Source organism: Paenibacillus sp. PCH8 (assembly GCF_002968835.1).
Classification (GTDB): domain Bacteria; phylum Bacillota; class Bacilli; order Paenibacillales; family Paenibacillaceae; genus Paenibacillus.
The window spans coordinates 802,828-828,579 of record NZ_PKQK01000003.1 but is presented as its reverse complement, the minus strand read 5'-3'; the positions used below and the strand labels follow the sequence as shown (position 1 = coordinate 828,579).

Here is a 25,752-nt window from a genome sequence, read left to right as displayed (position 1 = left end):
GGATGAAAGAACAACTGGCAACGTCCGCCTTGTGGGAGCCTTGTTATACAGACTTGCATATTCACATCGGACGTACGTCCCGTGGCGAAGCGGTTAAAATTAGTGGCAGCCGGGATCTGACATTTGAGAATATTGCACGTGAAGCTTCGGATCGCAAAGGGATTCATCTGCTTGGGGTCATTGATTGTCATTCTCCAGTCGTGCAGATGGATATTGAGAAATTGCTGGAGAACGGCACGATGTCAGAGATTGAAGGAGGCGGCATTACGTACCAGGACACCACCATTCTGCTGGGTACGGAGATTGAACTGCGTGAACCCGAAATGCGTGAGTTCCACATGCTGGCCTACTTCCGTGATCTGAGAACGATGAAGTCCTTCACGGACTGGATGAAGCGTTATATGAAAAATGTGAACCTCAGCTCTCAGCGGGTCTACGTACCCGCGCTTGAGATGCAGGCCGAGATTAAAGCCCGTGGCGGACTTATTGTGCCTGCACATGTGTTTACACCGCACAAAGGCATATATGGCAGCACAGCCCCTCGTATGGGCGATGTACTGGATACTCGTCTACTAGACGCGGTTGAGCTGGGGTTAAGCTCTGATTCGTCCATGGCCAGCTACATTCGAGAATTGGATCACGTTCCGTTCTTGACCAATTCGGATGCCCATTCTCTCGGCAAGATTGGACGGGAGTATAATGAGTTGCAGATTGCGTCTCCTTCTTTTGACGAGTTCAGTATGGCACTGAAAGGAGAAGCTGGCAGAGGTATTACAGCCAATTATGGTCTGAATCCAAGGCTGGGCAAGTATCATCGTACCTACTGTGCAGCATGTGGTAGCATTCTGGATGAGCAGGCGATGTCGGCAGAGCGCTGCCCACATTGTGGCAGCACGAAGCTTGTACAGGGGGTGCTGGATCGCATTCTGGCTATCGCTGATCGGGAGCGTCCTGATGTTCCTGCTAGCAGACCCGCTTATCATTATCAAGTACCACTAGAGTTCATTCCGGGACTTGGAAAAGCCAAGCTGCGCCAGTTGCTGGACCATTTTGGCACAGAAATGAACGTGCTTCATCGTACCCGTGAGGAAGAACTTGCTGCGGTTGTTGGACCTGTGCTGGCAGGGTTGATCGTGGCGGCACGGAATGGTCGGCTCGAGCTTTCCTCTGGAGGTGGAGGCACTTACGGGAAGGTTGCTGTTCAGGAGAAATCATCCGAGTAGCGTCATTTCTCGGTGAATCAATCTGGACAAGAAGTCATACAGGTTCATTCCGGTTCATAAGAATGACTATGAGGATTAGATATGAAATTCTTGTAGTGTGATAACCGGAAAGGGGACTCGTACCTGTATGCGCTCTTCCTACTTTACATTTAAAGGTCAGACTTCGTTATATGTATTCGTGGCTGTCTTGTTTCTGGTCGGCGTCATTTTTGGCGCGCTTATGGTGAATGCCTTGTCTCTTGAGCAACGTCAGGATCTGGAGGGTTATCTCGGTAATTTCTTCATGACGGTGCAACACAGCGCTCAGGGGACAGAGACCGGGACCTATTGGGACATTGCCATGCTTCATCTGAAATGGGTAGGTCTGATCTTTATTCTGGGTCTATCCGTCGTCGGATTGCCCGGCATCCTGGTGCTGGATTTTCTGAAAGGTGTGCTCATCGGATTTACGGTGGGGTACCTTGTTGGGCAGTATTCCTGGAAAGGGTTACTCTTTGCAATGGTTTCCGTGGCGCCGCATAATTTATTTGTCATACCGATCCTGCTGATCTGCAGTGTCGCGGCCATGACGTTCTCGTTATATATCATTCGCAATCGTGTGTTAATGCAGCGAACACCGGGGCGCCAAAGGCCTTTTGCTTCATATATAGTGTTAACTCTGGTCATGGCTGCACTGTTGCTCGGCGTGGCGTCTTTTGAAACATGGATTACACCTGCCATGATGCGCTGGGTTACCCCAATGTTACTGCCAGCCTAGCTTGTACTGGATAGTGTAAAATGTTGACTTTAATTACGCACTCCCCCTATAATGAAAAGAGTGGGTTAAGTTGCAGTGTGCAGTAATTTCCTAGGGGGAGGGAGAAAATGGAAGCACGGATCGATAAAATTAAGCAGCAACTACAGTCCCAAGGATATAAATTAACGCCCCAGCGGGAAGCCACTCTAAGAGTACTTCTTGAGAATGAAGAAGATCATCTGAGCGCAGAAGACGTTTTCATGCTCGTTAAAGAAAAGGCTCCCGAAATCGGTCTGGCAACCGTGTATCGTACCCTCGAACTGCTGAGTGAGCTGCATGTTGTAGAGAAAATCAACTTCGGCGACGGTGTAGCGCGTTATGATCTGCGCGGAGATACATCCAAGCATCACCATCATCACTTAATCTGTGTACAATGCGGAACTATGGATGAAATACGTGAAGACTGGCTTGGACCGCTTGAAGAACGACTGGAGCAGGAATTTAACTTTTCGGTAGTAGATCACCGACTGGACTTTCATGGAATTTGTTATCGTTGCAAAGCTAAAAATGAACAGAAGCCCAAAGATGAAGAATAACATAGCATATCTTCAAGCTCTCACCGGCGGTTTTGACGGGAGAGCTTTTTTGGCACCATACGTGAGGTGGCGTTTACTCCAATTGGCATAAACCTGTGTTTAGGGACATACCCTGATTCAAGGACAATACCGGATGTGAATCAGGAGGGGGATACACCCATGATTATATCAGTGCGGAGAGGGCTCCGTTTTATTCGATTTATACTATTTTTTGCTGCATTAGTATATCTGTTCTATCATGTTCTAGATCTGTTCAATGGTTGGATCTCACCGGTGGACCAGTACCAGATGCCGACAGGAAATGCGATCAAAGTATTTCAGGAAACGGATTGGCCGGGTAATGGAGAAGTACGTTCTACGATGGCAGAGCGTCTCCGTCTGTTCTATTGGTACGGGGAGTAGCTTCGAACAGCCAGGGATGCAAATACGGGAGCAGTCTGCCGGTGCGGCAGTTCTGTCAGATGAGGAGCGTTGTACATGAGACAGACAATACACGCCTATGCCTTATACTTGGAAGATGATAAAGGGATGTCTAGCAGCACACTCGAATCGTATCTTCGAGACGTGGACAAGTTCATTGAATTTGCAGATAAGGAATACGGCATTCGCGAGGCCGATCAGGTCAGACGGACTCATGTGGTCCTGTTTGCAGGTCAGCTCAAACAGGCAGGGCGCGCCAATGCAACCATTGCCCGCAGCATTGTTTCTCTGCGCTCCTACTTTCATTTTTTGATGCGACGGGGTGAAATCATACAGGACCCGACATTTGATGTGGAAGCTCCCAAGGCAGATAAGACGCCCCCACAGGTGTTGACTATTTCGGAGATTGAACTGTTGCTGACAGCGCCTGATATCCGTTCACCACAAGGCGTGAGAGACCGGGCGATGCTTGAACTGTTGTATGCTACAGGTATTCGGGTCTCTGAGCTGATTGCGCTGGATATTCGTGATGTGCAGCCTGGCATGCGATTTATTCGTTGCGGTGGGGCGGGTAAGGAACGCATCCTGCCCATCGGCGCTCCCGCTGCCCATTGGGCAAGTGTGTATGTGGATGAATTCCGCAATAAGCTGTTCAAAGCCGAATCGGACGAGCAGGCACTGTTCGTGAATGTATCCGGCAGACGTTTGACCCGGCAGGGATTCTGGAAGCTGCTCAAAAAAGCGGCGGTGGATGCGGGGATATCGGAAGAAATTACGCCGCATACGCTGCGACATTCGTTTGCAGCACACCTAATTGCCAATGGAGCGGACACACGTGCCGTTCAAGACATGCTGGGCCATGTGGAGCAGCCGGGACAACAATATGGCAATCATGGTCGCAAAACCATGAAAGAAATCTATGAAACCCATCATCCGCGGGCAAGATAGATTTTGACGCATGACATTCACAAATAAATGCGGAACAATGGGCCAATTTAGGATAAAATAAATTGAATACATCTAAACGCCGTTATACATAGGCAGTTTTGCATAAATTCGAGTGTATCGATTTTGCAAAATGCGGCTACAGACGGATCGTTTCAACTCAAGGAGGAACATACATCGTATGACAGCATTAAACCAAAACATGATCTCGGAAGCCGCTTCTTATATTCAAAGTAAAAGCTCCATCAAACCGGAAGTCGGTTTGATTTTGGGTTCGGGTCTGGGCGTACTGGCAGAGTTGATTGAAGATGGGGTCAGCATCGCTTATCAAGATATTCCCCATTTTCCGGTGTCTACCGTAGAGGGACATGAAGGTGAATTACTGGTCGGAACCATTAAAGGGCGTCCGGTAGTCATGATGAAAGGCCGCTTCCACATGTACGAAGGATACGGACCGGAATTGACAGCTTTCCCGGTACGTGTCATGAAAGAACTGGGTGTAAGTAGCCTGCTTGTTACCAATGCAGCGGGTGGTGTGAATACGTCATATGAAGCTGGAGATCTGATGCTGATCTCGGATCATCTGAATCTTACTGGCAAAAATCCACTCATTGGCCCTAATGATGCTGCACTTGGCGTGCGTTTCCCGGATCTGTCCCAAGCGTATAGCCGCCGTTTGCGTGCACTGGCGAAGGATACGGCCGCATCACAAGGTTTTAACGTACGTGAAGGCGTATATGCGGGCATGCTAGGTCCTAACTACGAGACACCGGCAGAGATCGTGATGTTGCGTACATTGGGTGCTGATGCAGTCGGCATGTCCACTGTATCCGAAGTGATCGTGGCACGTCATGCAGGTCTGGAAGTGCTCGGTATTTCCTGTATCAGCAATATGGCTGCCGGCATTTTGGACCAGCCTCTGTCGCATGATGAGGTTATGGAAACGACTGAGCGTGTGCGTGAATCATTCCTGGCGTTGGTAGTGGCCGTTATTCCGCAAATGTAATCAGGAGTCCATAGAGAAAAATACCTCTCCCAATGAGAAATCATTGAGAGAGGTATTTTTCTAATATCTTATTGCAAACGTGTTGCCTAGCTTTATGGTGAGCAGCACGTTTTTTGTGTTGACCTGCTTTTTAACAAAAAGTTCGGGAAATCATGCATGAGATGGAATAATTTACTGCAAACGCGCCGACAATGGTTAGCAGTACATGCATGGAACATGCAATAAGCAAGTCATTTGAGGAGGTAACCTAGTGAAGAAAAGATTAATGGCATCGTTCATGACCCTTAGTATCCTGCTGTCCCTTATGGCATCAACGGCACTGGCTAAAGAAACACCCAAGGCAGCAGGAGGAGCTGATTTGGCCCCGTCAGCGCGTTCTGCTATCTTAATGGATGCGGATACGGGAACGGTGATTTATGAAAAAAACAGTCATGATCAGCTGCCTCCGGCAAGTATCACGAAGATTATGACAATGTTGCTGACGATCGAAGCGATCGATTCGGGCAAGTTGAAGTTAACGGATAAAGTAAGAACGAGTGAGTATGCAGCTTCCATGGGAGGTTCACAGATCTTTCTGGAACCAGGGGAAGAAATGACAGTCGACGATATGTTAAAAGGCATCGCTATGGCTTCAGGAAACGATGCCTCGGTCGCCATGGCTGAGAAAATCGCCGGCTCGGAAGAAGCCTTTGTGCAGCTGATGAATGAACGTGCGAAGGAGCTCGGCATGAAGGATACTCATTTTGCCAACTGTAACGGCCTTCCGGTTGATAATCATTATTCTTCCGCTCATGACATCGCCGTTATGAGTCGTGAATTACTGAAGCACTCGGGGATTACAAAATACACCGGCGCATATCAGGATTACCTTCGCAAAGATACGGAAAAGCCGTTCTGGCTGGTGAACACGAACAAGCTGGTTCGTTTCTATGAAGGGGCAGACGGTTTGAAAACGGGTTATACGTCTGAAGCCAAGTTCTGTCTCTCCGCTACAGCATCCAAGGATGGACTGCGTGTCGTTTCTGTAGTATTGGGTGAACCTAATACCAAAACACGGAATAGTGAAGTGTCCTCGATGTTTGACTATGCTTTTAGTCAATATACGATGAAGGCTCTCTACAAGGCAGGCGATCTGCTGGGCAGTCTGAGAATCGAAAAAGGGGAAGTTGCCGAATTGCCCCTGAATGCCACGCAAAATTATAGTGTGCTGATGCGCAAAGGAGCCAAATCCAATGACATCCGGCATGAATTGATGGTCGTCAAAGAATTGAAAGCCCCGATCAAAGCAGGGCAAAGTATAGGTAAACTGGTGGTTTACCAAGGCAATGAAGTCATTAAGGAATTCGATATTCAGGCCCCGCAGGACGTGAATAAGGCTGGCTGGTGGAAGCTGTTCAAGCGAACCACATCCAATCTTTTTGACTAAACGGCGATTTACGCGTATTGCGCGCATCCTTTGAACAGATTTTGTAGTTAAATAGGAGTTTTCTTCTAGTTTTGTCGGGGGCAGGAAAAGCCTTCGGAAACGTAGAAATCCTTGTTCAAGACAGGGAGGAGAGTGGGCAAACGTGAACTTGCATATGGAAATGGAGCATCATCGCGGGATTCTGATTGTACGATTATCCGGGGAGCTGGATCACCATACAGCTGACATGGTACGGATGCAGATGGATGAAGCCATCCAGCGGAGACAAAGCGAGCATCTGATACTCAGCCTGAAAGATCTGCAATTTATGGACAGTTCAGGTCTGGGTGTCATTTTGGGAAGATACAAGCTCATTAAGAATAAAGGCGGCAAGATGGTTGTCTGTGACGTCAATTCGCCGGTGTACCGTTTGCTGGAAATGTCGGGTCTGTTCAAGATTATGCCGATATACGAAAATGAGGGAACTGCTCTCTCAGGTCTGGAGGTCGTCTCATGAATGAAGGAACGGGGGCAAATTTCATGAATCTGCAATTCGCGGCCAAGTCAGAGAATGAGTCATTTGCACGGGTAACTGTTGCTGCTTTTATCTCCCAGCTTGATCCGACGATGGACGAGCTCAGTGATCTGAAGACGGTCATCTCGGAAGCCGTGACGAATAGCATTATTCATGGTTACAACAACAATTCGGAAGGTGTTGTGTCCATTCAAGCCGAGATTCGGGAAGACATGATCACGATTATTGTGGAAGACCGCGGTGAAGGAATCGAAGATCTTGAACTGGCCAAGCAGCCGCTATATACGTCCAAACCCGAACTTGAGCGGTCGGGTATGGGTTTCACCATTATGGAAAACTTTATGGATGAATTCGAAGTCAGCAGTGAGCCCGGCAGAGGCACCTCCATCAAGATGAAGAAGAGGATTGAATCCAAGAAAGCATTGTATAATTAGGGGTTGGTGTTCTTATGGATGCTGAAGTGAAACCATCTTCACAGACCTATTTGGACGATGCCGAGGTCAAGCGGCTGATTGCGCTCAGTCAGTCGGGTGATCATGTCTCACGGGATACGCTGGTGAACTGCAACATCAGACTCGTCTGGTCCGTCGTGCAGCGTTTTATGAACAGGGGATATGATCCGGAAGATCTGTTCCAGATTGGTTGTATCGGTCTGCTCAAGTCAGTGGACAAATTCGATCTCAGTTATGACGTGAAGTTCTCGACCTACGCGGTACCGATGATCATTGGCGAAATCCAGCGATTCCTTCGGGATGATGGTACCTTGAAGGTCAGTCGTTCACTTAAAGAGATGGCGAACAAAGTCCGCAAAAAAAAGGACGAACTATCCAAACATCTGGATCGTCTGCCAACAATCAAGGAAGTGGCCGCAGAGCTGGGGGTGACCCCGGAGGAAGTTGTATTTGCTCAGGAAGCGAACAAACCACCGACTTCCATCCATGAGACGGTATTCGAAAATGACGGTGATCCGATCACGTTAATGGACCAGATTGCCGACGAGTCTCAGGAACGGTGGTTCGACAAGCTGGCGCTGAACGAAGCCATCGGCGGTCTCAGTGAACGGGAACGGCTGATCGTCTATCTTAGGTATTATCGTGATCAGACACAGTCCGAGGTTGCCAGCAGGCTGGGGATATCCCAGGTGCAGGTGTCACGTTTGGAGAAAAAAATACTGCAATCCATCCGCGACCAGATCGCGCAGTAATTTCGTGGGTTGCAACAACAATATTGGCGCTTATACAGCAATATACGACAACTAACAACCTTCTATCGCGCACTATGGCGAAGGAGGTTATTTGTTGTTAGAGAAACAAAACCAAGATGGATGGAATCGGTCAAAAGAAGCGAAACGTTCACCTTAGTCTCCAAATTTCAACATAGTTGTAGTCTAAGTCGTATTCAGAAGATACTTCAAGAGTCATGTAATTTCGAGCAAAACAAACCCCGAAAAGCTCAGCATTCAAATCCCTCCCCTGCCCCTTCCCAGCATATTTATTTTAAATGTTTGGAAACGGGAGGACTGCTGGTAGCGGAGGGATGGAATCGGTCAAAAGGAGCGAAGCGTTCGCCTTTATCCCCGGATTTCCTCCTTGAAAAGGAGAGTTCAAGAAATCCGGGGATAACAGCGACCAATGACCGATCCATCCCGCAGCGTCAACTCAGCCTTCCACCTTTTTTCCAACCAATTTGTAATAAATTTGCACATTATTCAAATACTAACCTAAATTACGCAGTAAAGGAGTGTTTAGGATGTCCCTGACACCCACTCCAACGGTCTACGTTCGTCTGCGCAGCCGTATTCACATCCAGAGGGGCAGAGCAGTCAAACTTGGAGATATCGCACACGTACTGACCACTACGGAGGATCAGGAGGACAGGTTACTGGAGCTTGAACTGCTGCGTCCTGGACCGGAGGATGGCAATCTGATCCTCATTGATATATTACAGATCATACCCCAGATTCGACGCATTCTGCCGGAGGTAAGCGTGGAGCTCATTGGATCAGGCCATACACTTGTTGAAGTGGTCGTGGGAAATGGTCAGCCTTCCAAATCCTTGTTCATATTGGTATGGCTGCTGCTTTTCTTCGGATCAGCCTTAACCATCATGAATTTTCACGCAGATGTGAACATGCAGGAAGTACAGATTCGCATTGTGGAGATGATTACAGGACATCGGGATGAACATCCCTATCTGTTCCAGGTGGCGTATTCCATCGGAATTGGATTCGGTATGGCGGTATTCTTCAATCATTTGTTCAAGAAGAAGTGGAATGAGGAGCCCACTCCTCTGGAAGTGGAGATGTTCCTATACCAGCAAAATGTAGACAAATATGTGGTGATTGAAGAAAGCGAACGGATGCATGAGCAGGAACGTAGGGAGATGAATGCGGATGAGCGTTCTTAATGGAGCAATCAGCATTGTACTGGGATAGCCGGGGAATTGCTGTTGGGAGCGGCGTGATTGCGCTCATTCTGGTGCTCGATATGATTCCCAGGTTGGCTCAGCTTACACAATCGTACGACAAGACTCACTGGTACGAAGGGGCGCTCATCGGGGGTTCTTTACTTGGTACGGTAGCCGATTTCTGGCACTGGAAAATGCACGGGGTGTTACTGCTCAGCCCCATCATTGGGCTGTTCTGTGGTGTTTTCATCGGTCTGCTCGCAGCGGCGCTCACCGAGGTGTTGAATGTGTTACCGGTACTGGCGAAGCGGCTGGGCATGAAACCTTATTTATTTGGATTATTGCTCGCCATGATATTGGGCAAAATGACAGGTTCCCTGTTTGACTTTTTTGTATATCAGCGGTAGAACGGGGCCAGAGGAGGATGGAAAATGGATCGACGAACGGAACATACAGGTCAGGAAAATAGTGAAGGTATAATGGAAGGCGTGATGCACAAGTCCCCCTACGAGATCCAGAAGGAAGAGGAAACGAAAGCTTATAATAAGAAAAAACAAAATGAGATGTCCGACAGCGTTGAGGAATCGGTGCAGTATTGGCAGGAAAATGATGATATATCCCCTCGTATGAGTGAGAATAAGTATACATTGAAGCAGGTCTTGGGACTCGGAGAATCCTTCGATGTGGATATGAGGGAAATGGTTCTGGGAGGAAAGCATGTTGGATTGTTGCTGCTGACCGGGTTTGCCAAGGATGAGATTCTCCTTGAGGTGTTAAAACGTTTAACCTATCTTACACCCGATCAAGTGTCGGAACATGCGTTAAAATCGTACTTTGAAAGTTACATTCCTCATATTCAGGTAGAAAAAGTGGACAAGATGAGTGCCGTCATCAACAAGGTCCTTACCGGAATGAGCGCAATGTTTGTCGAAGGGGACCGCTCCGTTTTGGTTATGGATACTCGGAGTTACCCGGTACGTTCACCGGAAGAACCTTCGTTGGAGAGAGTGGTACGGGGTTCGAGAGACGGTTTTACCGAAACCCTCCTGACCAACGTGACATTGGTGCGGCGCCGAATACGCGACCCTGGACTGAAGTTTGAGATCATGCAGGTGGGGCGGAGAACGCAAACGGATGTCTGCGTGGCATATATTGATGATATTGTCGATAAAGTGCAGGTAGATTCGGTTCGTGAAAAAATTCAGCGAGTGGATATCGATGGGATACCCGCGGCGGATAAGCAACTGGAGGAAGCGATTATCAACAAAGGGTGGAATCCGTTTCCACTCGTACGTTATTCAGAACGACCGGATGTCACGGCTTCCCATCTGCTGGAAGGCCGAGTCGTCATTTTCGTAGACACTTCCCCAGTGTAATGATTCTGCCTACGACTTTCTTTGACTTGTGTGAGCATGCGGAGGAGAACAGACAGACGGCCTTGATGGGGACGTATTTACGCTGGGTGCGTTTTGCAGGAATTCTGATATCGCTGTTTTTGCTACCCCTATGGCTCCTGATGGTGATCGATCCTTCGATCAAACCCATGGGATTCGACTTCATTGGTCCACAGGAAAGTGTGAAGCTGCCGCTGATTCTACAGTTTCTTCTGATCGAACTTGGTGTGGATTTATTACGAATGGCAGCGGTCCATACCCCTACACCTTTAGCATCGGCGATGGGATTAATTGCTGCGATTCTGGTCGGGGATATCGCTGTCAAAACAGGATATTTTGTCAATGAGGTTGTGCTCTACATGGCCATTGCAGCCATCGGTATGTTTGCCACGCCGAGTTACGAATTGGGGCTTGCCAACAGGTTGGTCAGGCTGGTTCTGCTCATTGCTGTGGCGATCTTCAAGGTTCCGGGGCTGGTCGTAGGCTGTACATTACTCATATTGGCGCTCACTGTTCACCGGTCATACAATTCATCGTATCTTTGGCCGTTTATACCGTTTAATGCAAAGGCCTTGGGCAACTTTTTATTCCGCCTTCCCTTGCTGGCAAATAAAAAACGTCCATCGTTCAATAAAACACGTGACAATACCAAAATGTCCGATGATCCAGACGGTGAACTGCGAAAAAGTAAAAAACACAAATGATCTGCCGAAAAATCCATTCATCTTGCTGCCTAATTTGATATACTGGTGTAAAATCATTGGAATAACAACTGTTCCAGTATATAAAAAGTGAGGAATGCAGATTATGTATTTACATGGTACAAGTAAAATAAATGCGCAAGGACATCTGGAGATTGGCGGAGTTGATGCAACAGATTTGAAGGAACAATTTGGAACTCCCCTGTATGTTGTGGACGAGCAATTGGTTCGCGAGCGTTGCAGAGAGTACATGGAAGCATTTCGTGCTTCCGGTCTGGGTTTCCAGGTTGCTTACGCAAGCAAGGCATTCTGTGTAATGGCAATGTGCGCCCTTGCAGCTGAGGAAGGACTTTCCCTGGATGTCGTATCTGACGGTGAACTGTTCACAGCACTGCAAGCAGGATTCCCTGCGGAGCGCATCCACTTCCACGGTAACAACAAAACGCTGGAAGAGATTGAGATGGCTCTTGATGCGGAGATCGGATGTTTTGTTGTCGATAACTTCAATGAATTGCATCTGTTGCAGGCTGTAGCAGCGGACAAAAATCGTAAAGTAAACATTTTGCTTCGTGTGACGCCTGGTGTTGAGGCACATACGCATGAATATATCTCCACAGGTCAGACAGACTCGAAATTTGGGTTTGATATCGGCAATGGTACAGCATTTGAAGCAATTGAACTGGCTTCCAAGCAGTCTAACCTGGTATTGCTCGGTGTGCATTCCCATATCGGTTCTCAGATCTTCGAAGTTGAAGGCTTCCAGATGGCTGTTCAACGTGTTGCTGAATTTGCAGCAAGCGTATATGAGCGTCTTAACGTTGCTTTCAAAGTAGTTAACCTTGGTGGTGGATTCGGAATTCGTTATATCGACGGAGATACGCCGCTTGAAGTTTCGCAATACGTGAAGGCCATTACAGATGCGGTTAAAAATCATTTTGCGCAAATTGGCTATGCCGTGCCTGAGATCTGGGTTGAACCAGGCCGCAGCATCGTAGGTGAAGCGGGAACAACGCTGTATACTGTTGGAACAAGCAAAGACATTCCAGGCGTGCGTAAATACGTTGCCGTCGATGGGGGTATGACCGATAACCCACGTCCTGCTTTGTATGAATCCAAGTATGAAGCTGTGCTGGCCAATCGTGCGAATGAGGCTGCTCAGGAAACCGTATCTGTTGCGGGTAAATGCTGCGAGAGTGGCGATATGCTGATCTGGGATCTGGACTTGCCAAAAGTGCAAAGTGGCGATCTGCTCGCGGTAGCTTGCACAGGCGCTTACAACTACTCTATGGCAAGCAACTACAACCGGATTCGTCGTCCAGCTGTTGTATTTGTCAAAGACGGTCAAGGGGATGTAGTGGTACGCCGTGAGACGTATCAGGATATCATTCAGAATGACCTGGTACCTGCGCGTATTGGTAAACAGCCAGTAACTCGCTAATTCGTCAACAGATAAGGCTTTTCTGAGTTATGCAGGATGTGTTGATTTAACAGTTGAGGCAGATGAAAAGGGAACTTCCTTTTTCATCTGTTTTTTGTGTAGTTGAGCTAAATCATGAAAAAGTTGCCGTTTTTTTTGCGATCCAGTCATTTTCGGTGTACACTAGAAAAAGTGCTGTAATGCTTGACCCAGGGTCATGCGTTCTAACACCATTAATGATGGTCAATACGAAAGGAGTCATTTACATATGGCGAAACAAGCGAAAGTTAAATTGGCAAACGGCGGAGAAGTTCTGATCGATCTGTTCGATCAAGAAGCTCCAAACACAGTAGCAAACTTTGAGAAATTGGCTAACTCCGGTTTCTACAATGGTCTTACATTCCACCGCGTTATCCCGGGCTTTGTAGCTCAAGGCGGATGCCCTAACGGTTCCGGTGCAGGTGGTCCAGGTTACACTATTAACTGTGAAATCAATCCGAACAAACATGAGCGCGGCTCACTTGCTATGGCACATGCTGGCCGTAACACAGGTGGAAGCCAGTTCTATATCTGCTACCAACCGCAACCACATTTGGATGGACAACATACTGTATTTGGTAAAGTAACTAAAGGTATGGAGTTCGTAGATGCACTCGAAGGTAAAGACAAAATGGAAACTGTTGAAGTTGTAGAAGCTTAATAAGCTCTCAATACACTTTAACGAATTCAAATCAGAAACCGAAGCACTTCTACTTATAATAGAAGCCCTTCGGTTTTTTTTATAAGTCATGTGTCGGAATTGAGCATAATGGATCTGGACCGATACCGATTACAGGAAGGATGAACCCCCTTGAATATGGTGGACCAGCTAAGCCTTTTAAAACGTATATATAGTGAAAGCACAGTGTGGGACGAAGAATTACAGGCTTCGCGGCATTTCGTTCCAGATAGCGTATCCGTACAGGATCGAGAATCTCTTGAGGCAGCCGGGCATGAACCGAATCGATTTGTACGTCCGCAACATGATGCAACGATCACTGAGCTGAAAAAACTTGCGAATCAATGGACGATAAGTGATGCTGCGCAGGTCTTTGTCTCCTCTTTGTGGTCAGCACCCATGATCTGGCGTTCGCTTCTTACGGGCAAACTTATTGGAAGTCGCATGCCAAGCCATGAACACACTCCGTATCCATCTTCGAGCACTTGTAAGATTTGCGGATTAAGCGTAGATCAAGCAACCGACACGACGTTGCAATGGTACTGGCGCATGACCAACGGAACACCTTTGGACGGTGATCCCTTTGGATACGTTTTGGCGCTCAGTCGGCTGGCTGAATTGCAGGAGCTTCCTGTTCCTAATGAATACGACCGTTGGACATTCCGTGCAGTGTTAACCGTGCTTCGCGCGTTACCTCCCAAAACACGCTATAGCAAGGCAGCCTTAGCGCTCAAAAAAGAACGTCTCCTACCTACACAAAAGGAATACGCATATCGTGACTTGCTTGAGACGTTAGCGCTGATTGGCATATTGGATACGCCGGATCATCCCGGCATGATAGAAGAATTCACTTCTTACATACAGCGTGACGAGCGCCCTAATGTACGGGTTGAAGTACAGGCACCTTTGGCATGGTGGGACTCAACTATCGGAATCAATGAGGATAATTTGACCAAGATATTTAATGATTTTGATCTAACCGATGTATCGCTTGAGGAGAGACCGGATCAGAGCCCACCTTTGAAAGAAACGATATCGGGAGCACTGGAGAAGAAAAGAAGTGTTCGTGGAAAAGTTCCAAAGGCTTCTCCCGATGCGGGAGCAGGCGAGGCACAGGCAGGAGATATATATGCGGTTCGTATTCGAGAAGGGGTATGGGTGACCGTATACTGTCATGAAGTCAGAGACAAGCGTGTCATCGTCGAATATCTGGATGGTGTCTTTCCAGAGATGCCCGGAAAAGCAGATTTGCATGAGACGTTTCGTCCGAGAACGAATGGACGCTGGAAATGCTCAGTTATCGCTATCGATTCCACTAGTTGGGTTAGAAGAGTGGCAAGAGAGTTCCCGCTCCCCGTTTCACCATTACAAGAGCCTGACCGCATTCCATTTCATAATGCCAAAGAGCTGAAACATATGGCCAGCTGGTGTTTCACTGAAATTTAGAATCATACGGACGATTCTAGAAAGTTACAATGTCATTGAAATGCATCCACGTGAAAACCGTATCTCCCACGAGAGAACGGTTTTTTTGTTGTATCTTAGCTTATTAAAAGTTAGTATGTAACAAAAAGGAACAAAAAACAATTGATTTTTTGGCATTAAAGTGCTAACATCCAAGTAATAACGAAAGCAATCCTTCAGGGCAGGGTGCGATTCCCTACCGGCGGTGATGCAGTAAGTGTAAGGACACATGTCTAGCACTTGATGCAAAGTCCGTGACCTGTCTGCCTGTGGCAGATGGCTGATCTGGTGTAATTCCAGAACCGACAGTATAGTCTGGATGGGAGAAGGAGAGGTGCAGACCTAACGGGTTTGCATTCAGCAGGAGTATTGCTGCACAGTCATCATTGTTGTTCTGTGTAGGGGGGATCCGGGTTATCCCGGTCATTTCCATACATAAGTCACACCACATAAACTCTTTACCTGTAATTGTAGTTCATTAAGGTATGTGTCTATTTTCACTTGCCTGAAATGAAGTTTTGGGCAAAGTGTTGGCGTGCTGTATCAATTTATTTTTACTCCTGCTGGTGACATTTGTCTCTCATCATCCCCATCGAACGATTGTTCGACGGGGATTTTTTCATAATCAAGACTTTAAACCGCGGGGTGAACGGATTTGGAAATGATCAATGATGAATTTTATATGGCACTGGCACTGGATATGGCGGAACGAGCACAGGGGCAGACGGGAATTAATCCGGTCGTTGGATGTGTAGTTGTGAAAGAAGGGCGCATTGTGGGCCTGGGAAGCCATTTGAAACGCGGAACCGGCCATGCGGAGGTACATGCACTCAACATGGCAGGCAGCGACGCAGAAGGCAGTACGGTATACGTTACACTCGAACCTTGCAGTCATTATGGCAAGACGCCACCGTGCAGTGAACGCCTGATTCATGAAAAGGTGAAACGTGTCGTGGTATGTTGTGAAGATCCAAATCCGCAAGTATCCGGCAGGGGTATAAGCATGCTTCGTCAACAAGGTATTGAAGTTGAAGTAGGCGTTTTGCGTGAGCGTGGAAGACGCATGAATGAAAAATTCATTAAATTTATAACAACGGGGCTCCCTTTCGTAACGCTGAAGACAGCTTCTACCCTGGATGGAAAGATTGCTACCCGCAGCGGAGACAGTAAGTGGATCTCCAACGAGCCCGCTCGTGAGATTGTGCATGCCCTACGTCATCGGCACCAGGGAATTATGGTGGGCGTGGAGACGGTGATTGCGGATAATCCAGAACTTACAACCCGTTTGCAAGTGGAGGGAATCAGTCCGGTACGCATCGTTGTGGATTCCAAGTTACGTCTTCCTGTAGGTTCCAAAATGGTCAAGGATGGTCTTGCCCCAACATGGGTACTCACCACAGATGAAGCCAGTCCTGAAGCTGCTGAACGTCTGGAAGCCTACGGTGTCGAGATCATACGTTGCGGTCCTGGACCACGTGTGGATCTGCTAAGCGGTCTGAGCAAGCTGGGTGATCGCGAGATTGGTTCGATTTTGCTCGAAGGTGGAGGTACCCTGAATGGAGCTATGCTCGAGGCACGGTTGATAGATCGACTACTCATGTTTATCGCTCCTAAGATTGTAGGCGGATATGATACACCTGGAAGCTTCCGCTTCGAAGGTGTGGAGCGCATGACTCAGGCGATTCAATTGAATCAGCTGGAAATCGAACAAGTTGGAGATAATATCAGCATTGGTGGTATTCCGGTGTGGCCTGAATAAAGAAGTGGATCTCGAGTGTTAGACGGGGTCTCTGAAATAAGTAAGGGAGGCGGTAGCATGTTTACCGGTTTGGTGGAAGAAGTCGGTCAGATCCGGCGTATCGGTCGGAAAGGCGAAGCAATGGTCCTGAATATCGGAGCTTCCGCCATTATGGACGATCTGAAGATTGGCGATAGTGTAGCGGTGAACGGGGTATGCTTAACTGCGACAACGCTCGAAGGCGGAGGTTTTACAGCCGATGTGATGCCTGAAACGTATCGCCATACGAATCTCAGTCAGCTGCAATCTGGCAGTAAAGTAAATCTGGAGCGAGCTATGCAATCAGGCGGTCGTTTTGGCGGACATATTGTGCAGGGGCATGTCGATGGTACTGGTGTAATTGGCAGTGTAACACGTGATCAGAACGCCATTGTATTTGAGATTAAGCCTGATGATCATCAGTTGTTCAAATATCTGATTCCCAAAGGTTCGGTTACACTGGATGGCATTAGCTTGACCGTTGTTCATACTTCGCAGACAGCATTTAACGTTTCCATTATCCCTCATACGATTGGCGAAACCGTACTCAATGTCAAAAAGACGGGGGATACCATCAATATCGAATGCGATATTTTGGGCAAATATGTGGATCATCTGCTTCATTATGGAAGAGGGCATCAAGAGACCGGTGGTGGAAAGCCGCGCAGTATCAGTGAAGATTATCTTGCCAATCACGGATTTGCATAAATAGAGAAAAGAAATAAACTGGAGGTGGACCAATGTCAGAACAATCCATTCTGGACACGATAGAAGAAGCCATTTACGATCTCATGCGTGGTAAACCCGTCATTGTTGTGGATGATGAAGATCGGGAGAATGAAGGCGATTTTATCGCTTTGGCCGAAAAGGCTACGCCTGAAGTCATTAATTTCATGATTACGGAAGGCCGCGGTCTAGTCTGTGTTCCAATCACACAACAACGTGCAGACGAACTTAACTTGAAACCGATGGTTCAGCAAAATACGGATTTTCATGGAACAGCCTTCACGGTTTCTGTGGATCACAAAGATACGACAACAGGTATCTCCGCACATGAACGTTCCATCTCTGTCAAAGGGCTGATTGATCCTGAAGCGAAAGCTGGAGACTTCCGCAAGCCGGGTCATATGTTCCCACTGATCGCAAAAGACGGGGGGGTGCTGCGGCGTGCTGGACATACAGAAGCTGCTGTAGATCTCGCCATCATGTGCGGTTCATACCCGGCAGGCGTCATCTGTGAAGTGATTAAGGAAGATGGTACGATGGCCAGACTTCCCGATCTGCAGGAGATTGCCCGCAAGCATGATCTGAAGCTGATCAGTATTCAGGACATGATTCGTTACCGTAACGAAAAAGAGCAGCTGGTTCAACGTGAAGTAGCTGTACGCATGCCTACGGACTTTGGCGAGTTTCAGGCCGTGGCCTACACGAATGCTGTGGATCACAAAGAGCATGTGGCTTTGGTCAAAGGTGAGATTGATGGTTCCAAACCTGTACTGGTGCGTGTACACTCGGAATGTTTGACAGGGGATGTATTCCACTCCCATCGTTGCGACTGTGGTCCACAGTTTGATGCGGCACTCAAACAGATTCATGAGGAAGGCAATGGTGTGCTTCTATATATGAGGCAGGAAGGCCGGGGCATTGGTCTAATCAACAAACTCAAAGCTTACAAGCTACAAGAGGAAGGTCTGGATACAGTGGATGCAAATCTGAAGCTGGGTTTTGCTGCCGACCTGCGTGATTACGGGATTGGCGCCCAAATTCTGAAAGATCTTGGTGTTCGCCAGATCCGATTGTTAACCAATAATCCTCGCAAGATCAAAGGCCTTGAAGGATATGGTCTTGAAGTCGTAGAGCGTGTTCCGATTCAGATGGAGGAGAACGAGGACAATACGGTATACCTTCATACCAAACAAGCGAAGCTCGGGCATATGCTCAAGTTTGATGATATCGAACAGAACGAAGAGTAAATGCACATTATACAGTTAGGGAGATGACTTGAATGCCAAATTTTTTTGAAGGACATTTAGTTTCGGAAGGATCAAGATATGGAGTTGTTGTGGGACGTTTCAACGAATTCATCACCAGCAAATTGCTTAGTGCAGCGCTTGATGCATTCAAACGTCACGGTGTACAGGATGATGAAGTGGATGTAGCCTGGGTTCCAGGTGCGTTCGAAATCCCTCTGATTGCTCAGAAAATGGCGGAGAGCGGCAAGTATGATGCGGTGATCACCTTGGGAACGGTCATTCGTGGATCAACGACACATTACGATTATGTGTGCAATGAGATGGCAAAAGGGGTAGCAGCTATTAACCTGAAAACAGGTGTGCCTACGATCTTCGGTCTGGTGACGACTGAAAATATTGAACAGGCCATTGAACGTGCCGGAACCAAGGCGGGCAACAAAGGTTGGGATGCGGCTACAGCGGCTATTGAGATGGCAAACTTGACGAAACAGCTAAAATAGTGCTTATTTAATAGTAGTGCCCTGCTACGCGCAGACGAAAACGGGAGACCGGATTCGGACGGCTTAGCAGGGTTTTGTATTTTTCTGGCGGGAGGATTCGTCTAGTGACGGTAGTTACATACAAACTGGAGACTTTTGAAGGGCCTTTGGATCTGCTGCTTCATCTGATCGATAAGGCTGAAATTCATATCCAGGATATTCCCATCAGCGATATTACCGATCAATACATGGCGTATCTGCATTCGATGCAGGAATTGGAACTGGATATTACGAGTGAATTTCTGGTCATGGCCGCAACATTGCTGGCGATCAAGAGCAAACTTTTACTGCCTAAACCACCGGTTATTGAGGATTTCGAGGATTATGATTATATGGAAGAAGAAGATTATGATCCACGTGCAGAATTGATTGCGCGTCTGATAGAATATCGCAAATACAAGGGAATTGCGCGTCATCTTCATGAACGAGAGTGGGAACGAAGCCTTATTTTTTCCAAAGAGCCTGAGGATCTGCGCCCTTACATGCCTGTAGAAGCACAAGCAAACCCGGTGGAGGGATTGCATACTTCTGATCTCATTGCAGCCTTTCAGAAGGCATTACGCAAGGCAGAGAAGCGCACAACGGTAACCCGGATCAAACGGGATGAAATATCGGTTAAAGACCGGATACGGGATGTCATCGGCGCTTTGGAAAGTATGGGGCCGGGAGGCAGACTGTTATTCTCCAAATTAATGGATGAGCATATCTATCGCCATGAGATTGTCGTGACCTTTCTGGCGGTGCTGGAACTGATGAAGATGAAGCAGATTGTCTGTTATCAGGAGCGGATGTTTGAGGATATTGTTATGGAGTGGAGAGGGGAAACAAAGAATCATGGATTTTCCGAAATTGAAGTCGATTATTGAAGGCCTGCTGTTTTTGTCCGGAGAAGAAGGTCTGAGTATCAAACAAATTGCCGAAATCGTGGACCAGCGAGTAGAGCTTGTCACAGACACGATTGAGGATATGATTCGTGAATTTGCACAGCAGGGCAGAGGGGTACAGATTCTGAAAATTGCTGGTGTAGTCCAGTTAGGAACCTTGCCTGAGCACGCTGTATTTTTTGAGAAACTGGCATACTCACCCGCACGTACCTCTTTATCCCAGGCTGCTCTGGAGACGCTTGCCATCGTGGCTTACCGCCAGCCCATTACACGAGTCGAGATTGAGGAGATCCGTGGGGTGAAGTCGGAGCGAGCCATTCATACGCTTGTGAATAAGGATCTGATCAAGGAAGTGGGACGTGCTGAGGCGATAGGACGCCCGATTCTATACGGAACGACCAAGTCATTTTTGGATTACTTCGGCCTGGCTTCTCTTAAAGACCTGCCGGAGCCGGGATTGTTCGAAGATTCGGAAAACCTGGAGGAAGAGACACAGCTGTTGTTCAACAAACTGGATCTGCAACAAGTGGATCTCGGAAGTGCAGAAACGACGGAAGATTCGAGTCTTACCGTTCAAGAAGAAGATCTTACAGATGATCCGTCCGTTTGATTTACAAATTGGTAAAAACCGACTCCATCCGTGGAGTCGGTTTTTTGTGCATTGCTTTTATATGAACGTAGTGTTGGATATTTTTCGAAATAGGAAATGGGATTTTTAGGTCAGACGTGAATTATTTCCAATATAGAGTGCCATACTAGACGAGAAAAGAATTGAGGGCTTGGAGGTAAGGCCTGTGTGGATTTGGCTTGGAGGAATCGGTGTATTGTTCGCATTGCTAATTGCCGCAGTCCTCATCTCAAATGTTCATGTTCACTTTATATTCAGTAAACATAAAAGTGATGATTACGCCAATATCCATGTTCGTCTTCTCTATGGAATGGTGCGAATTAACTATGAAATTCCCAGTATTGTTTTCCGCAATATGAAGGAAGGATTCCTGGTCAAGACGGAACAATCCATGAATCATTCCAGAGGGGAAGCCCAGGGAAGCGAGCGGGTAAACAAACGTAAAGTCAAAAAGTGGGCCAAAGATGTCAACATTATGCTAAGGGCGACGGATGCGCTGAAGCTCTGGCTCAAGCAAACACTCACCCGTGTACACATGACTCAATTGTCCTGGTCAACTCATATTGGAATTGGAGATGCAGCGTATACGGCGGTTCTGACAGGCTGGATATGGAGTATCAAGTCGATCATTATTGGTTTTCTCACCTATCAGGTTCGTTTCGAGAAAACACCTGTACTTCAGGTTACGCCAGTATGGTCAGACGAGATGGAATTCCGAACTGAACTGGACTGTAGGCTGAAGATCCGTGTTATAGCTATAATGGTTGCAGGAGTCACGCTATTGACTCGTGTGCTGCAAGTGGAGGGTGGATGGCGGATGTGGTTCAAGCTTCTCCAGGAGCAACGTCGCAGGCGTAAGAAGAAGCAAAAGCAGAAGCTCAGTGGGACAACACTGTAAATCCCATCATCAGAGGCCTGTTTTAAGGGAAATGGGAGTGGAGTTCGCAGTATGTAGTTAAAATGCTTTTGTTACATAAGTCCTGCTTGATTTGGGGATGATATGGTTAGATCAAACCTAGCTTACATTGAAACTGGAGGGAATTCAGATGTCAGATCATCCAATTCAAGGCTTAATGCAAACCGCAATGGAAAATATCAAGGCCATGGTGGATGTCAATACAATTGTTGGTGATGCAGTCGAAACACCTGATGGTACCGTGATTCTGCCGATCAGTAAGGTGGGATTCGGATTCGCTGCCGGCGGCAGTGATTTTAACGTCAATGAAGGAAAAAGCAAAGAGGTAAGTTCCACTACGGGGGCTAAAAGCGAGCATGCTTCCGCAAGTGTATCTTCACCCTTCGGTGGAGGTAGTGGCGGTGGAGTATCCATCCGTCCAATTGCGTTCCTGGTTGTGGGGAAACAGGGGGTACACATCGTACCACTCGATAATTCCACACATTTGTTCGAAAAACTCATTGATTCCACACCTTATGTTCTGGATAGAATACAGGGCATGTTCCAACGTAATACTACCGAAAAAAATTCGACAGAAGTGCCTGTTACACCAGATCATTCAACATATAGCTGAATCATTACACGATAATCCCTCCCGCTTACATGCGAGAGGGATTTTTGCTGTTTGCAAAGCGATCGGTGAGCGTTTTTTGGAAGGTAACCGTATGGAATGAGACTTATGTCTGTAATCCGCCTAACCTAGACATGAAATAGGTTATTGAAGGGGGAGCGTTAATGCACAGAGACACCGTTTTTATGGTTTTGTTTGGCTGGCTGCTATCGGCCGTAGTGTATTTAGTAGGAGGGATTGATCACCTTTTTATCGCAGTGACCATCTTTGTGGGGCTGGATTACATCACAGGGGTGCTGTCTGCATGGTACAGGAAGGAGCTTTCCAGCAGGGTTGGTTGGTGGGGGCTAGCGCGTAAGTCATTGACTTTTGTCTTCGTCATTATCGCACATCAACTGGATATGGTTGCAGGTAATTCAAATGATTTTATGAGAGATGCCATGTTAATGTTCATCATTGGTACGGAAGGAATCAGTATTTTGGAAAATATGGGGAAACTGGGCCTGCCTGTACCGAAGTTTATCACTTCAGCTCTCTTCAAGCTTCGAGGCAATGAAGATCAAGTTGAAGATAAGGAGAAGATGTAATGATACAGATTACCAAGGATTACATACCTGTTAATAAATACAGTCGAGCCGGCCTGAAATTAAAAGCGAAACGTGGAATTGTGATGCATTATACGGCTTCTCCCGGAGCGCCCGCCAAGAATATCAGCAAATACTTTGCAAGTTTGGCACAGCAAGATTCCAATAAAGCAGTGAAAGGCCGTTATGCAAGTGCACATTTCTCGGTAGATCGAACTTCGATATATAACAGTCTCCCGGATGATGAACTAGCCTATCATTGTGGGAGTGCAACATATACCAAGGGAGCTCTAGCAGAACTTGGGACATACCCGAACAATAGTACCGTGGGAATTGAGATGTGCATTGAAAAGGATGGCAGTATCCACGAGGATACATTCAATAACGTTGTAGACCTCGCGGTATACCTAATCAGGGAACGGGGATTCCCACCCGTCTTCTTCACACATAAAGAAGTGGTCGGATGGAAGGAATGCCCACTCCCATGGATTAAACAACCAAATGAATATGAAAGATTTAAGCAAGCAGTACATACAAAATTAAACCCGCTGCAAGAAATAGCAGTCACGGAGGATGATGAAATGAATACCGTTCTGGATTACGCACAATGGGCTTGGAATGAACTGGATCAGTACATTGGAAATGCGTATAACGATAAAGTGATTGACGAGTGGGCATGGGTTGAGAAGGTACGAAAGAAGAAGTTAACGTATGGAGAATTGCTGTTGCTAAAGGTCTTAATTGATGAGCGCAGACGCAAAAAAAGCCTGACCTAAAGTGCATCTTGAAAAGGGGCTATGCCTGCCTGCTTGTTAACCAAGAGTTAAAGTGAGCTGTATCTTTCAAAAAATAAAAATGTTGTATAATCACGATATGATTAGGATACTCCAGTTCGTATTGGGTCTGAATCGAAGATGCATCGATGACTCCAATAACAGGGAGTTGATTCGTTTTGATCATATGTATTGGCTCAGGTGGACTCATACAACCATCCTTTCGTTAATTAAGTCAGAGTCAACAGGAGTGATGGAGCTGTCCATTGTCCCTAGATGACCTATACGAAGCAGGATGGAGAATGTTAAGCTGATCGGGTTCGAAATGGGCTGGGTATTAAGATATAGAAAAGCAGAACCCCATGTCATTGTGATGTGGGGTTCTGCTGATGTAACTACTCTTTTGCGAACGTGTTCAGGGCCTCATCGGTAAGATGAAGTTCTGCGAAAGCCCTGCATATCTTTTGGAAAGATCTAATTGTATTCGTCTCGTACAACATCTCAATGGGATCAAAGCCTAACATGACGAGCGAATCCACAAGTTCTGTCTGATCTACTTCTTCACTATGGTGAAGCGCGTCAAGCATGGTTTCAATAACTGCTAAAAATAGTATGGCTTTATTCACTGTCTCGATCGATGTCCCCTCCTTCCTAATACTATTAGGATAAGCGGAGGAGGACAGAAAATAACGTGGATATCAATTTCTCCATCATGAAAACAAAAAAATCAGTCCAATGAAGAGATATCCTTTTGTATGTAAGATTAAGCCTGTTCGTTTACTTCGTGGAGAATGGAATCAATTAATTCATCATCAATCAGAGTGCTAGCTTTTTGAAGTGCAGACAGAATACCTTGCGGTTGTTCAAAAAACACTTTAGACAGGATGGGGGCGACCTCATCTATGTCGATTTTTTCAGCTTTGACCATACTGATCAAGGCAACAACGATCTCATGTCCCTCCACGTTACCTTCCATGAATCTTGTTCTTAGATGAGTTGCTACTGTTTCGGTCTTTGACTGCGAGTACGCCATGACATTTCCCTCCAACGATTTGAATAATCTGAGTAGAGCTCCTCTTTATGCAAGTCTAAACCAGTTAGATTAGGAGTTATCTTAACAATAATAAGGCAGATAGTTCAAATTATCAACAGCTAGCAAGGCGATAAAATCGGTTTAAAATCACTGTTTTATTCATTAAAAAAGACCCTGAACGGGTCATTTCTGAGGTCTGCCTTCCCAATAGTCGGGAAATCCGTTGTAATCCCAGGCGTTCAGATTTTCGGTATCGGCTTGAATGGCAACATCGGCTCCTGACCCAAAATCAACACCTACGGTATGTAGTTCTTTCGCCTTTATAGCAAGTACTTTGCCAGGCGCACCTGCACATACAAGCGCGAGCTTCCACGGTGTCTTTTGGTAGATATGTTCCATTTGTTTGGTTGCGGCGCTCACATGAGACCATGAGGGGCAGTCCACCGTTCCAACGATGCTTGTCCACCCGTATCTCCGCTCCAGAACTTCTTTATATTGCTCCGCCTTGGCTCCACAGATCAGAATAGGCATGGTCTTGAATGTTTCGTAGAACAATTCGAATCGGGCGATATAATTATTTTCAAAAGCATAGAAAGTCTCCTTGGGCTCAACCTTGTAATAAGCAAGGCACATATCAAATAACGGCTTGAAGTACCAGTGATCTGTCTGTGTCAGATGTCCAACGTAATCCGCTTTTCTCAGGCAGTGTACGATAATTTCTCTCGCACTTGCATGAGGTAAGGTAATACCGCAATAGGTAGGATCATTCAACCAGCCATAATGAGACTTGATGAAATCCATGGTTAGAACGGTATCGTGAGCGAGAATGGTATTGGAAGCATCCCCGAATCGTACAGAAGCATGTGATTCACCGTTGGAGGCCATTTGAAACCAGTTATGGATTAATTCTACGCTGCCCAGCATGCGATTCACCTTCTTCCCATATGTGATTGTTGGTTTCTTCGTTATACATAATCATCAACCCCTTCTGTAATAGAATAGGAAAAATGCTTCATTCTCTCTCTTTTTTTGAAGAATCAGCTTTTTTTGTTCAACGTGCCAAAGGTTA

Annotated in this window: 28 protein-coding genes, 2 pseudogenes and 1 riboswitch; of the genes and pseudogenes, 26 read left to right on the top strand and 4 right to left on the bottom strand. The window is 46.8% G+C overall.

Translation table 11 applies throughout. The annotated features are described in order from the left end of the window. Positions 1-2 precede the first annotated feature (2 nt). The 26 genes and pseudogenes from C0Q44_RS21065 (at position 3) to C0Q44_RS20940 (ending at position 23,653) form a co-directional block, all read left to right on the top strand. Positions 3-1,223, top strand: a complete 1,221-nt coding sequence (locus C0Q44_RS21065) for an endonuclease Q family protein (RefSeq protein WP_105409182.1) — start codon at positions 3-5, stop codon at positions 1,221-1,223. A 127-nt stretch (positions 1,224-1,350) separates the two neighbouring features. Further along, complete coding sequence (gene spoIIM, locus C0Q44_RS21060; RefSeq protein WP_105409181.1) at positions 1,351-1,980, top strand: stage II sporulation protein M; 630 nt, start codon at positions 1,351-1,353, stop codon at positions 1,978-1,980. Between the two features lie 107 nt (positions 1,981-2,087). Beyond that, positions 2,088-2,555 carry a ferric iron uptake transcriptional regulator gene (gene fur / locus C0Q44_RS21055; RefSeq protein WP_105409180.1) on the top strand — a complete coding sequence of 156 codons (468 nt, stop codon included), beginning with the start codon at positions 2,088-2,090 and terminating at the stop codon, positions 2,553-2,555. A 159-nt stretch (positions 2,556-2,714) separates the two neighbouring features. Further along, positions 2,715-2,957 (top strand): DUF4227 family protein, encoded by a 243-nt coding sequence (locus tag C0Q44_RS21050; protein WP_105409179.1) that lies wholly within the window; start codon positions 2,715-2,717, stop codon positions 2,955-2,957. A 75-nt stretch (positions 2,958-3,032) separates the two neighbouring features. Then, on the top strand, positions 3,033-3,923 hold the full coding sequence (locus C0Q44_RS21045) for a tyrosine recombinase (protein WP_105409178.1): 891 nt from the start codon (positions 3,033-3,035) through the stop codon (positions 3,921-3,923). A 178-nt stretch (positions 3,924-4,101) separates the two neighbouring features. After that, the gene (locus tag C0Q44_RS21040) at positions 4,102-4,926 is read left to right on the top strand and encodes a purine-nucleoside phosphorylase (protein ID WP_105409177.1); all 825 of its coding nucleotides are present in this window, start codon (positions 4,102-4,104) and stop codon (positions 4,924-4,926) included. Positions 4,927-5,176: 250 nt separating this feature from the next. Next, positions 5,177-6,352: a D-alanyl-D-alanine carboxypeptidase family protein gene (locus C0Q44_RS21035; RefSeq protein ID WP_105409176.1), complete on the top strand. Its 1,176-nt coding sequence runs from the start codon at positions 5,177-5,179 to the stop codon at positions 6,350-6,352. A 142-nt stretch (positions 6,353-6,494) separates the two neighbouring features. Further along, positions 6,495-6,848, top strand: a complete 354-nt coding sequence (spoIIAA, locus tag C0Q44_RS21030; RefSeq protein ID WP_105409175.1) for an anti-sigma F factor antagonist — start codon at positions 6,495-6,497, stop codon at positions 6,846-6,848. After that, positions 6,845-7,300 carry an anti-sigma F factor gene (gene spoIIAB, locus C0Q44_RS21025; protein WP_105409174.1) on the top strand — a complete coding sequence of 152 codons (456 nt, stop codon included), beginning with the start codon at positions 6,845-6,847 and terminating at the stop codon, positions 7,298-7,300. Before spoIIAA ends, spoIIAB begins: the two co-directional genes overlap by 4 nt. A 14-nt stretch (positions 7,301-7,314) precedes the next feature. Next, positions 7,315-8,070, top strand: coding sequence for an RNA polymerase sporulation sigma factor SigF (gene sigF / locus C0Q44_RS21020; protein WP_105409173.1), 756 nt, complete (start codon positions 7,315-7,317; stop codon positions 8,068-8,070). 545 nt (positions 8,071-8,615) lie between these two features. Continuing rightward, positions 8,616-9,272 carry a stage V sporulation protein AA gene (locus C0Q44_RS21015; protein WP_105409172.1) on the top strand — a complete coding sequence of 219 codons (657 nt, stop codon included), beginning with the start codon at positions 8,616-8,618 and terminating at the stop codon, positions 9,270-9,272. Next, positions 9,253-9,679 (top strand): annotated as a pseudogene (locus C0Q44_RS21010) (stage V sporulation protein AB). The gene C0Q44_RS21015 and the pseudogene C0Q44_RS21010 overlap by 20 nt, the downstream one beginning before the upstream one ends. 24 nt (positions 9,680-9,703) lie before the next feature. Beyond that, positions 9,704-11,370: pseudogene (locus tag C0Q44_RS21005) on the top strand (spore germination protein). A gap of 103 nt (positions 11,371-11,473) precedes the next feature. Continuing rightward, entirely contained in the window at positions 11,474-12,805 is a 1,332-nt protein-coding gene (lysA, locus tag C0Q44_RS21000) for a diaminopimelate decarboxylase (RefSeq protein WP_105409171.1), read from the top strand. A 247-nt stretch (positions 12,806-13,052) separates the two neighbouring features. Further along, entirely contained in the window at positions 13,053-13,484 is a 432-nt protein-coding gene (locus C0Q44_RS20995; protein WP_105409170.1) for a peptidylprolyl isomerase, read from the top strand. 156 nt (positions 13,485-13,640) lie between these two features. Next, positions 13,641-14,948, top strand: coding sequence for a hypothetical protein (locus tag C0Q44_RS20990; protein WP_105409327.1), 1,308 nt, complete (start codon positions 13,641-13,643; stop codon positions 14,946-14,948). Between the two features lie 186 nt (positions 14,949-15,134). Further along, positions 15,135-15,301, top strand: a riboswitch (FMN riboswitch). Between the two features lie 320 nt (positions 15,302-15,621). Beyond that, positions 15,622-16,725: a bifunctional diaminohydroxyphosphoribosylaminopyrimidine deaminase/5-amino-6-(5-phosphoribosylamino)uracil reductase RibD gene (gene ribD / locus C0Q44_RS20985; protein WP_181151104.1), complete on the top strand. Its 1,104-nt coding sequence runs from the start codon at positions 15,622-15,624 to the stop codon at positions 16,723-16,725. A 57-nt stretch (positions 16,726-16,782) separates the two neighbouring features. Beyond that, complete coding sequence (gene ribE / locus C0Q44_RS20980) at positions 16,783-17,451, top strand: riboflavin synthase (RefSeq protein ID WP_105409169.1); 669 nt, start codon at positions 16,783-16,785, stop codon at positions 17,449-17,451. A 32-nt stretch (positions 17,452-17,483) separates the two neighbouring features. Continuing rightward, the gene (locus C0Q44_RS20975; protein WP_105409168.1) at positions 17,484-18,716 is read left to right on the top strand and encodes a bifunctional 3,4-dihydroxy-2-butanone-4-phosphate synthase/GTP cyclohydrolase II; all 1,233 of its coding nucleotides are present in this window, start codon (positions 17,484-17,486) and stop codon (positions 18,714-18,716) included. Positions 18,717-18,748: 32 nt separating this feature from the next. After that, the gene (gene ribH, locus C0Q44_RS20970; RefSeq protein WP_105409167.1) at positions 18,749-19,216 is read left to right on the top strand and encodes a 6,7-dimethyl-8-ribityllumazine synthase; all 468 of its coding nucleotides are present in this window, start codon (positions 18,749-18,751) and stop codon (positions 19,214-19,216) included. A 104-nt stretch (positions 19,217-19,320) separates the two neighbouring features. Then, positions 19,321-20,121 carry a segregation and condensation protein A gene (locus tag C0Q44_RS20965; RefSeq protein ID WP_105409166.1) on the top strand — a complete coding sequence of 267 codons (801 nt, stop codon included), beginning with the start codon at positions 19,321-19,323 and terminating at the stop codon, positions 20,119-20,121. Beyond that, the gene (scpB, locus tag C0Q44_RS20960; RefSeq protein ID WP_258166462.1) at positions 20,090-20,749 is read left to right on the top strand and encodes an SMC-Scp complex subunit ScpB; all 660 of its coding nucleotides are present in this window, start codon (positions 20,090-20,092) and stop codon (positions 20,747-20,749) included. The genes C0Q44_RS20965 and scpB overlap by 32 nt, the downstream gene beginning before the upstream one ends. 184 nt (positions 20,750-20,933) lie before the next feature. Next, positions 20,934-21,665, top strand: coding sequence for a DUF2953 domain-containing protein (locus C0Q44_RS20955; RefSeq protein ID WP_105409165.1), 732 nt, complete (start codon positions 20,934-20,936; stop codon positions 21,663-21,665). Between the two features lie 148 nt (positions 21,666-21,813). Then, the gene (gene ytfJ / locus C0Q44_RS20950; RefSeq protein ID WP_105409164.1) at positions 21,814-22,296 is read left to right on the top strand and encodes a GerW family sporulation protein; all 483 of its coding nucleotides are present in this window, start codon (positions 21,814-21,816) and stop codon (positions 22,294-22,296) included. A 161-nt stretch (positions 22,297-22,457) separates the two neighbouring features. Continuing rightward, the gene (locus C0Q44_RS20945) at positions 22,458-22,880 is read left to right on the top strand and encodes a phage holin family protein (RefSeq protein WP_105409163.1); all 423 of its coding nucleotides are present in this window, start codon (positions 22,458-22,460) and stop codon (positions 22,878-22,880) included. Further along, positions 22,880-23,653 (top strand): peptidoglycan recognition protein family protein, encoded by a 774-nt coding sequence (locus C0Q44_RS20940; protein WP_105409162.1) that lies wholly within the window; start codon positions 22,880-22,882, stop codon positions 23,651-23,653. The genes C0Q44_RS20945 and C0Q44_RS20940 overlap by 1 nt, the downstream gene beginning before the upstream one ends. Positions 23,654-23,672: 19 nt before the next feature. Here C0Q44_RS20940 and C0Q44_RS20935 read toward each other — a convergent pair whose 3' ends face one another. From C0Q44_RS20935 to C0Q44_RS20920, 4 genes are all read right to left on the bottom strand, one after another. Continuing rightward, positions 23,673-23,837 (bottom strand): hypothetical protein, encoded by a 165-nt coding sequence (locus C0Q44_RS20935; protein WP_181151103.1) that lies wholly within the window; start codon positions 23,835-23,837, stop codon positions 23,673-23,675. Positions 23,838-24,045: 208 nt separating this feature from the next. After that, entirely contained in the window at positions 24,046-24,276 is a 231-nt protein-coding gene (locus tag C0Q44_RS20930) for a hypothetical protein (RefSeq protein WP_105409160.1), read from the bottom strand. Between the two features lie 137 nt (positions 24,277-24,413). Beyond that, positions 24,414-24,683: a hypothetical protein gene (locus C0Q44_RS20925; protein ID WP_105409159.1), complete on the bottom strand. Its 270-nt coding sequence runs from the start codon at positions 24,681-24,683 to the stop codon at positions 24,414-24,416. A 183-nt stretch (positions 24,684-24,866) separates the two neighbouring features. After that, positions 24,867-25,607 (bottom strand): GT-D fold domain-containing protein, encoded by a 741-nt coding sequence (locus tag C0Q44_RS20920; protein WP_105409158.1) that lies wholly within the window; start codon positions 25,605-25,607, stop codon positions 24,867-24,869. Between the last annotated feature and the right edge of the window lie 145 nt (positions 25,608-25,752).

Bases quoted from the DNA above. Each gene is read 5' to 3' on its own strand.
- C0Q44_RS21040 (WP_105409177.1), top strand. From the start codon at position 4,102: ATGACAGCATTAAACCAAAACATGATCTCGGAAGCCGCTTCTTATATT.
- C0Q44_RS21015 (WP_105409172.1), top strand. From the start codon at position 8,616: ATGTCCCTGACACCCACTCCAACGGTCTACGTTCGTCTGCGCAGCCGT.
- C0Q44_RS20920 (WP_105409158.1), bottom strand. From the start codon at position 25,607: ATGCTGGGCAGCGTAGAATTAATCCATAACTGGTTTCAAATGGCCTCC.
- scpB (WP_258166462.1), top strand. From the start codon at position 20,090: ATGGATTTTCCGAAATTGAAGTCGATTATTGAAGGCCTGCTGTTTTTG.
- ribE (WP_105409169.1), top strand. From the start codon at position 16,783: ATGTTTACCGGTTTGGTGGAAGAAGTCGGTCAGATCCGGCGTATCGGT.
- C0Q44_RS20940 (WP_105409162.1), top strand. From the start codon at position 22,880: ATGATACAGATTACCAAGGATTACATACCTGTTAATAAATACAGTCGA.
- C0Q44_RS21050 (WP_105409179.1), top strand. From the start codon at position 2,715: ATGATTATATCAGTGCGGAGAGGGCTCCGTTTTATTCGATTTATACTA.
- C0Q44_RS20995 (WP_105409170.1), top strand. From the start codon at position 13,053: ATGGCGAAACAAGCGAAAGTTAAATTGGCAAACGGCGGAGAAGTTCTG.
- sigF (WP_105409173.1), top strand. From the start codon at position 7,315: ATGGATGCTGAAGTGAAACCATCTTCACAGACCTATTTGGACGATGCC.
- C0Q44_RS20925 (WP_105409159.1), bottom strand. From the start codon at position 24,683: ATGGCGTACTCGCAGTCAAAGACCGAAACAGTAGCAACTCATCTAAGA.
- fur (WP_105409180.1), top strand. From the start codon at position 2,088: ATGGAAGCACGGATCGATAAAATTAAGCAGCAACTACAGTCCCAAGGA.
- C0Q44_RS21045 (WP_105409178.1), top strand. From the start codon at position 3,033: ATGAGACAGACAATACACGCCTATGCCTTATACTTGGAAGATGATAAA.
- spoIIM (WP_105409181.1), top strand. From the start codon at position 1,351: ATGCGCTCTTCCTACTTTACATTTAAAGGTCAGACTTCGTTATATGTA.
- C0Q44_RS20975 (WP_105409168.1), top strand. From the start codon at position 17,484: ATGTCAGAACAATCCATTCTGGACACGATAGAAGAAGCCATTTACGAT.
- C0Q44_RS20935 (WP_181151103.1), bottom strand. From the start codon at position 23,837: ATGATCAAAACGAATCAACTCCCTGTTATTGGAGTCATCGATGCATCT.
- ribH (WP_105409167.1), top strand. From the start codon at position 18,749: ATGCCAAATTTTTTTGAAGGACATTTAGTTTCGGAAGGATCAAGATAT.
- ytfJ (WP_105409164.1), top strand. From the start codon at position 21,814: ATGTCAGATCATCCAATTCAAGGCTTAATGCAAACCGCAATGGAAAAT.
- C0Q44_RS20945 (WP_105409163.1), top strand. From the start codon at position 22,458: ATGCACAGAGACACCGTTTTTATGGTTTTGTTTGGCTGGCTGCTATCG.
- lysA (WP_105409171.1), top strand. From the start codon at position 11,474: ATGTATTTACATGGTACAAGTAAAATAAATGCGCAAGGACATCTGGAG.
- C0Q44_RS20990 (WP_105409327.1), top strand. From the start codon at position 13,641: ATGGTGGACCAGCTAAGCCTTTTAAAACGTATATATAGTGAAAGCACA.
- spoIIAB (WP_105409174.1), top strand. From the start codon at position 6,845: ATGAATGAAGGAACGGGGGCAAATTTCATGAATCTGCAATTCGCGGCC.
- C0Q44_RS21065 (WP_105409182.1), top strand. From the start codon at position 3: ATGAAAGAACAACTGGCAACGTCCGCCTTGTGGGAGCCTTGTTATACA.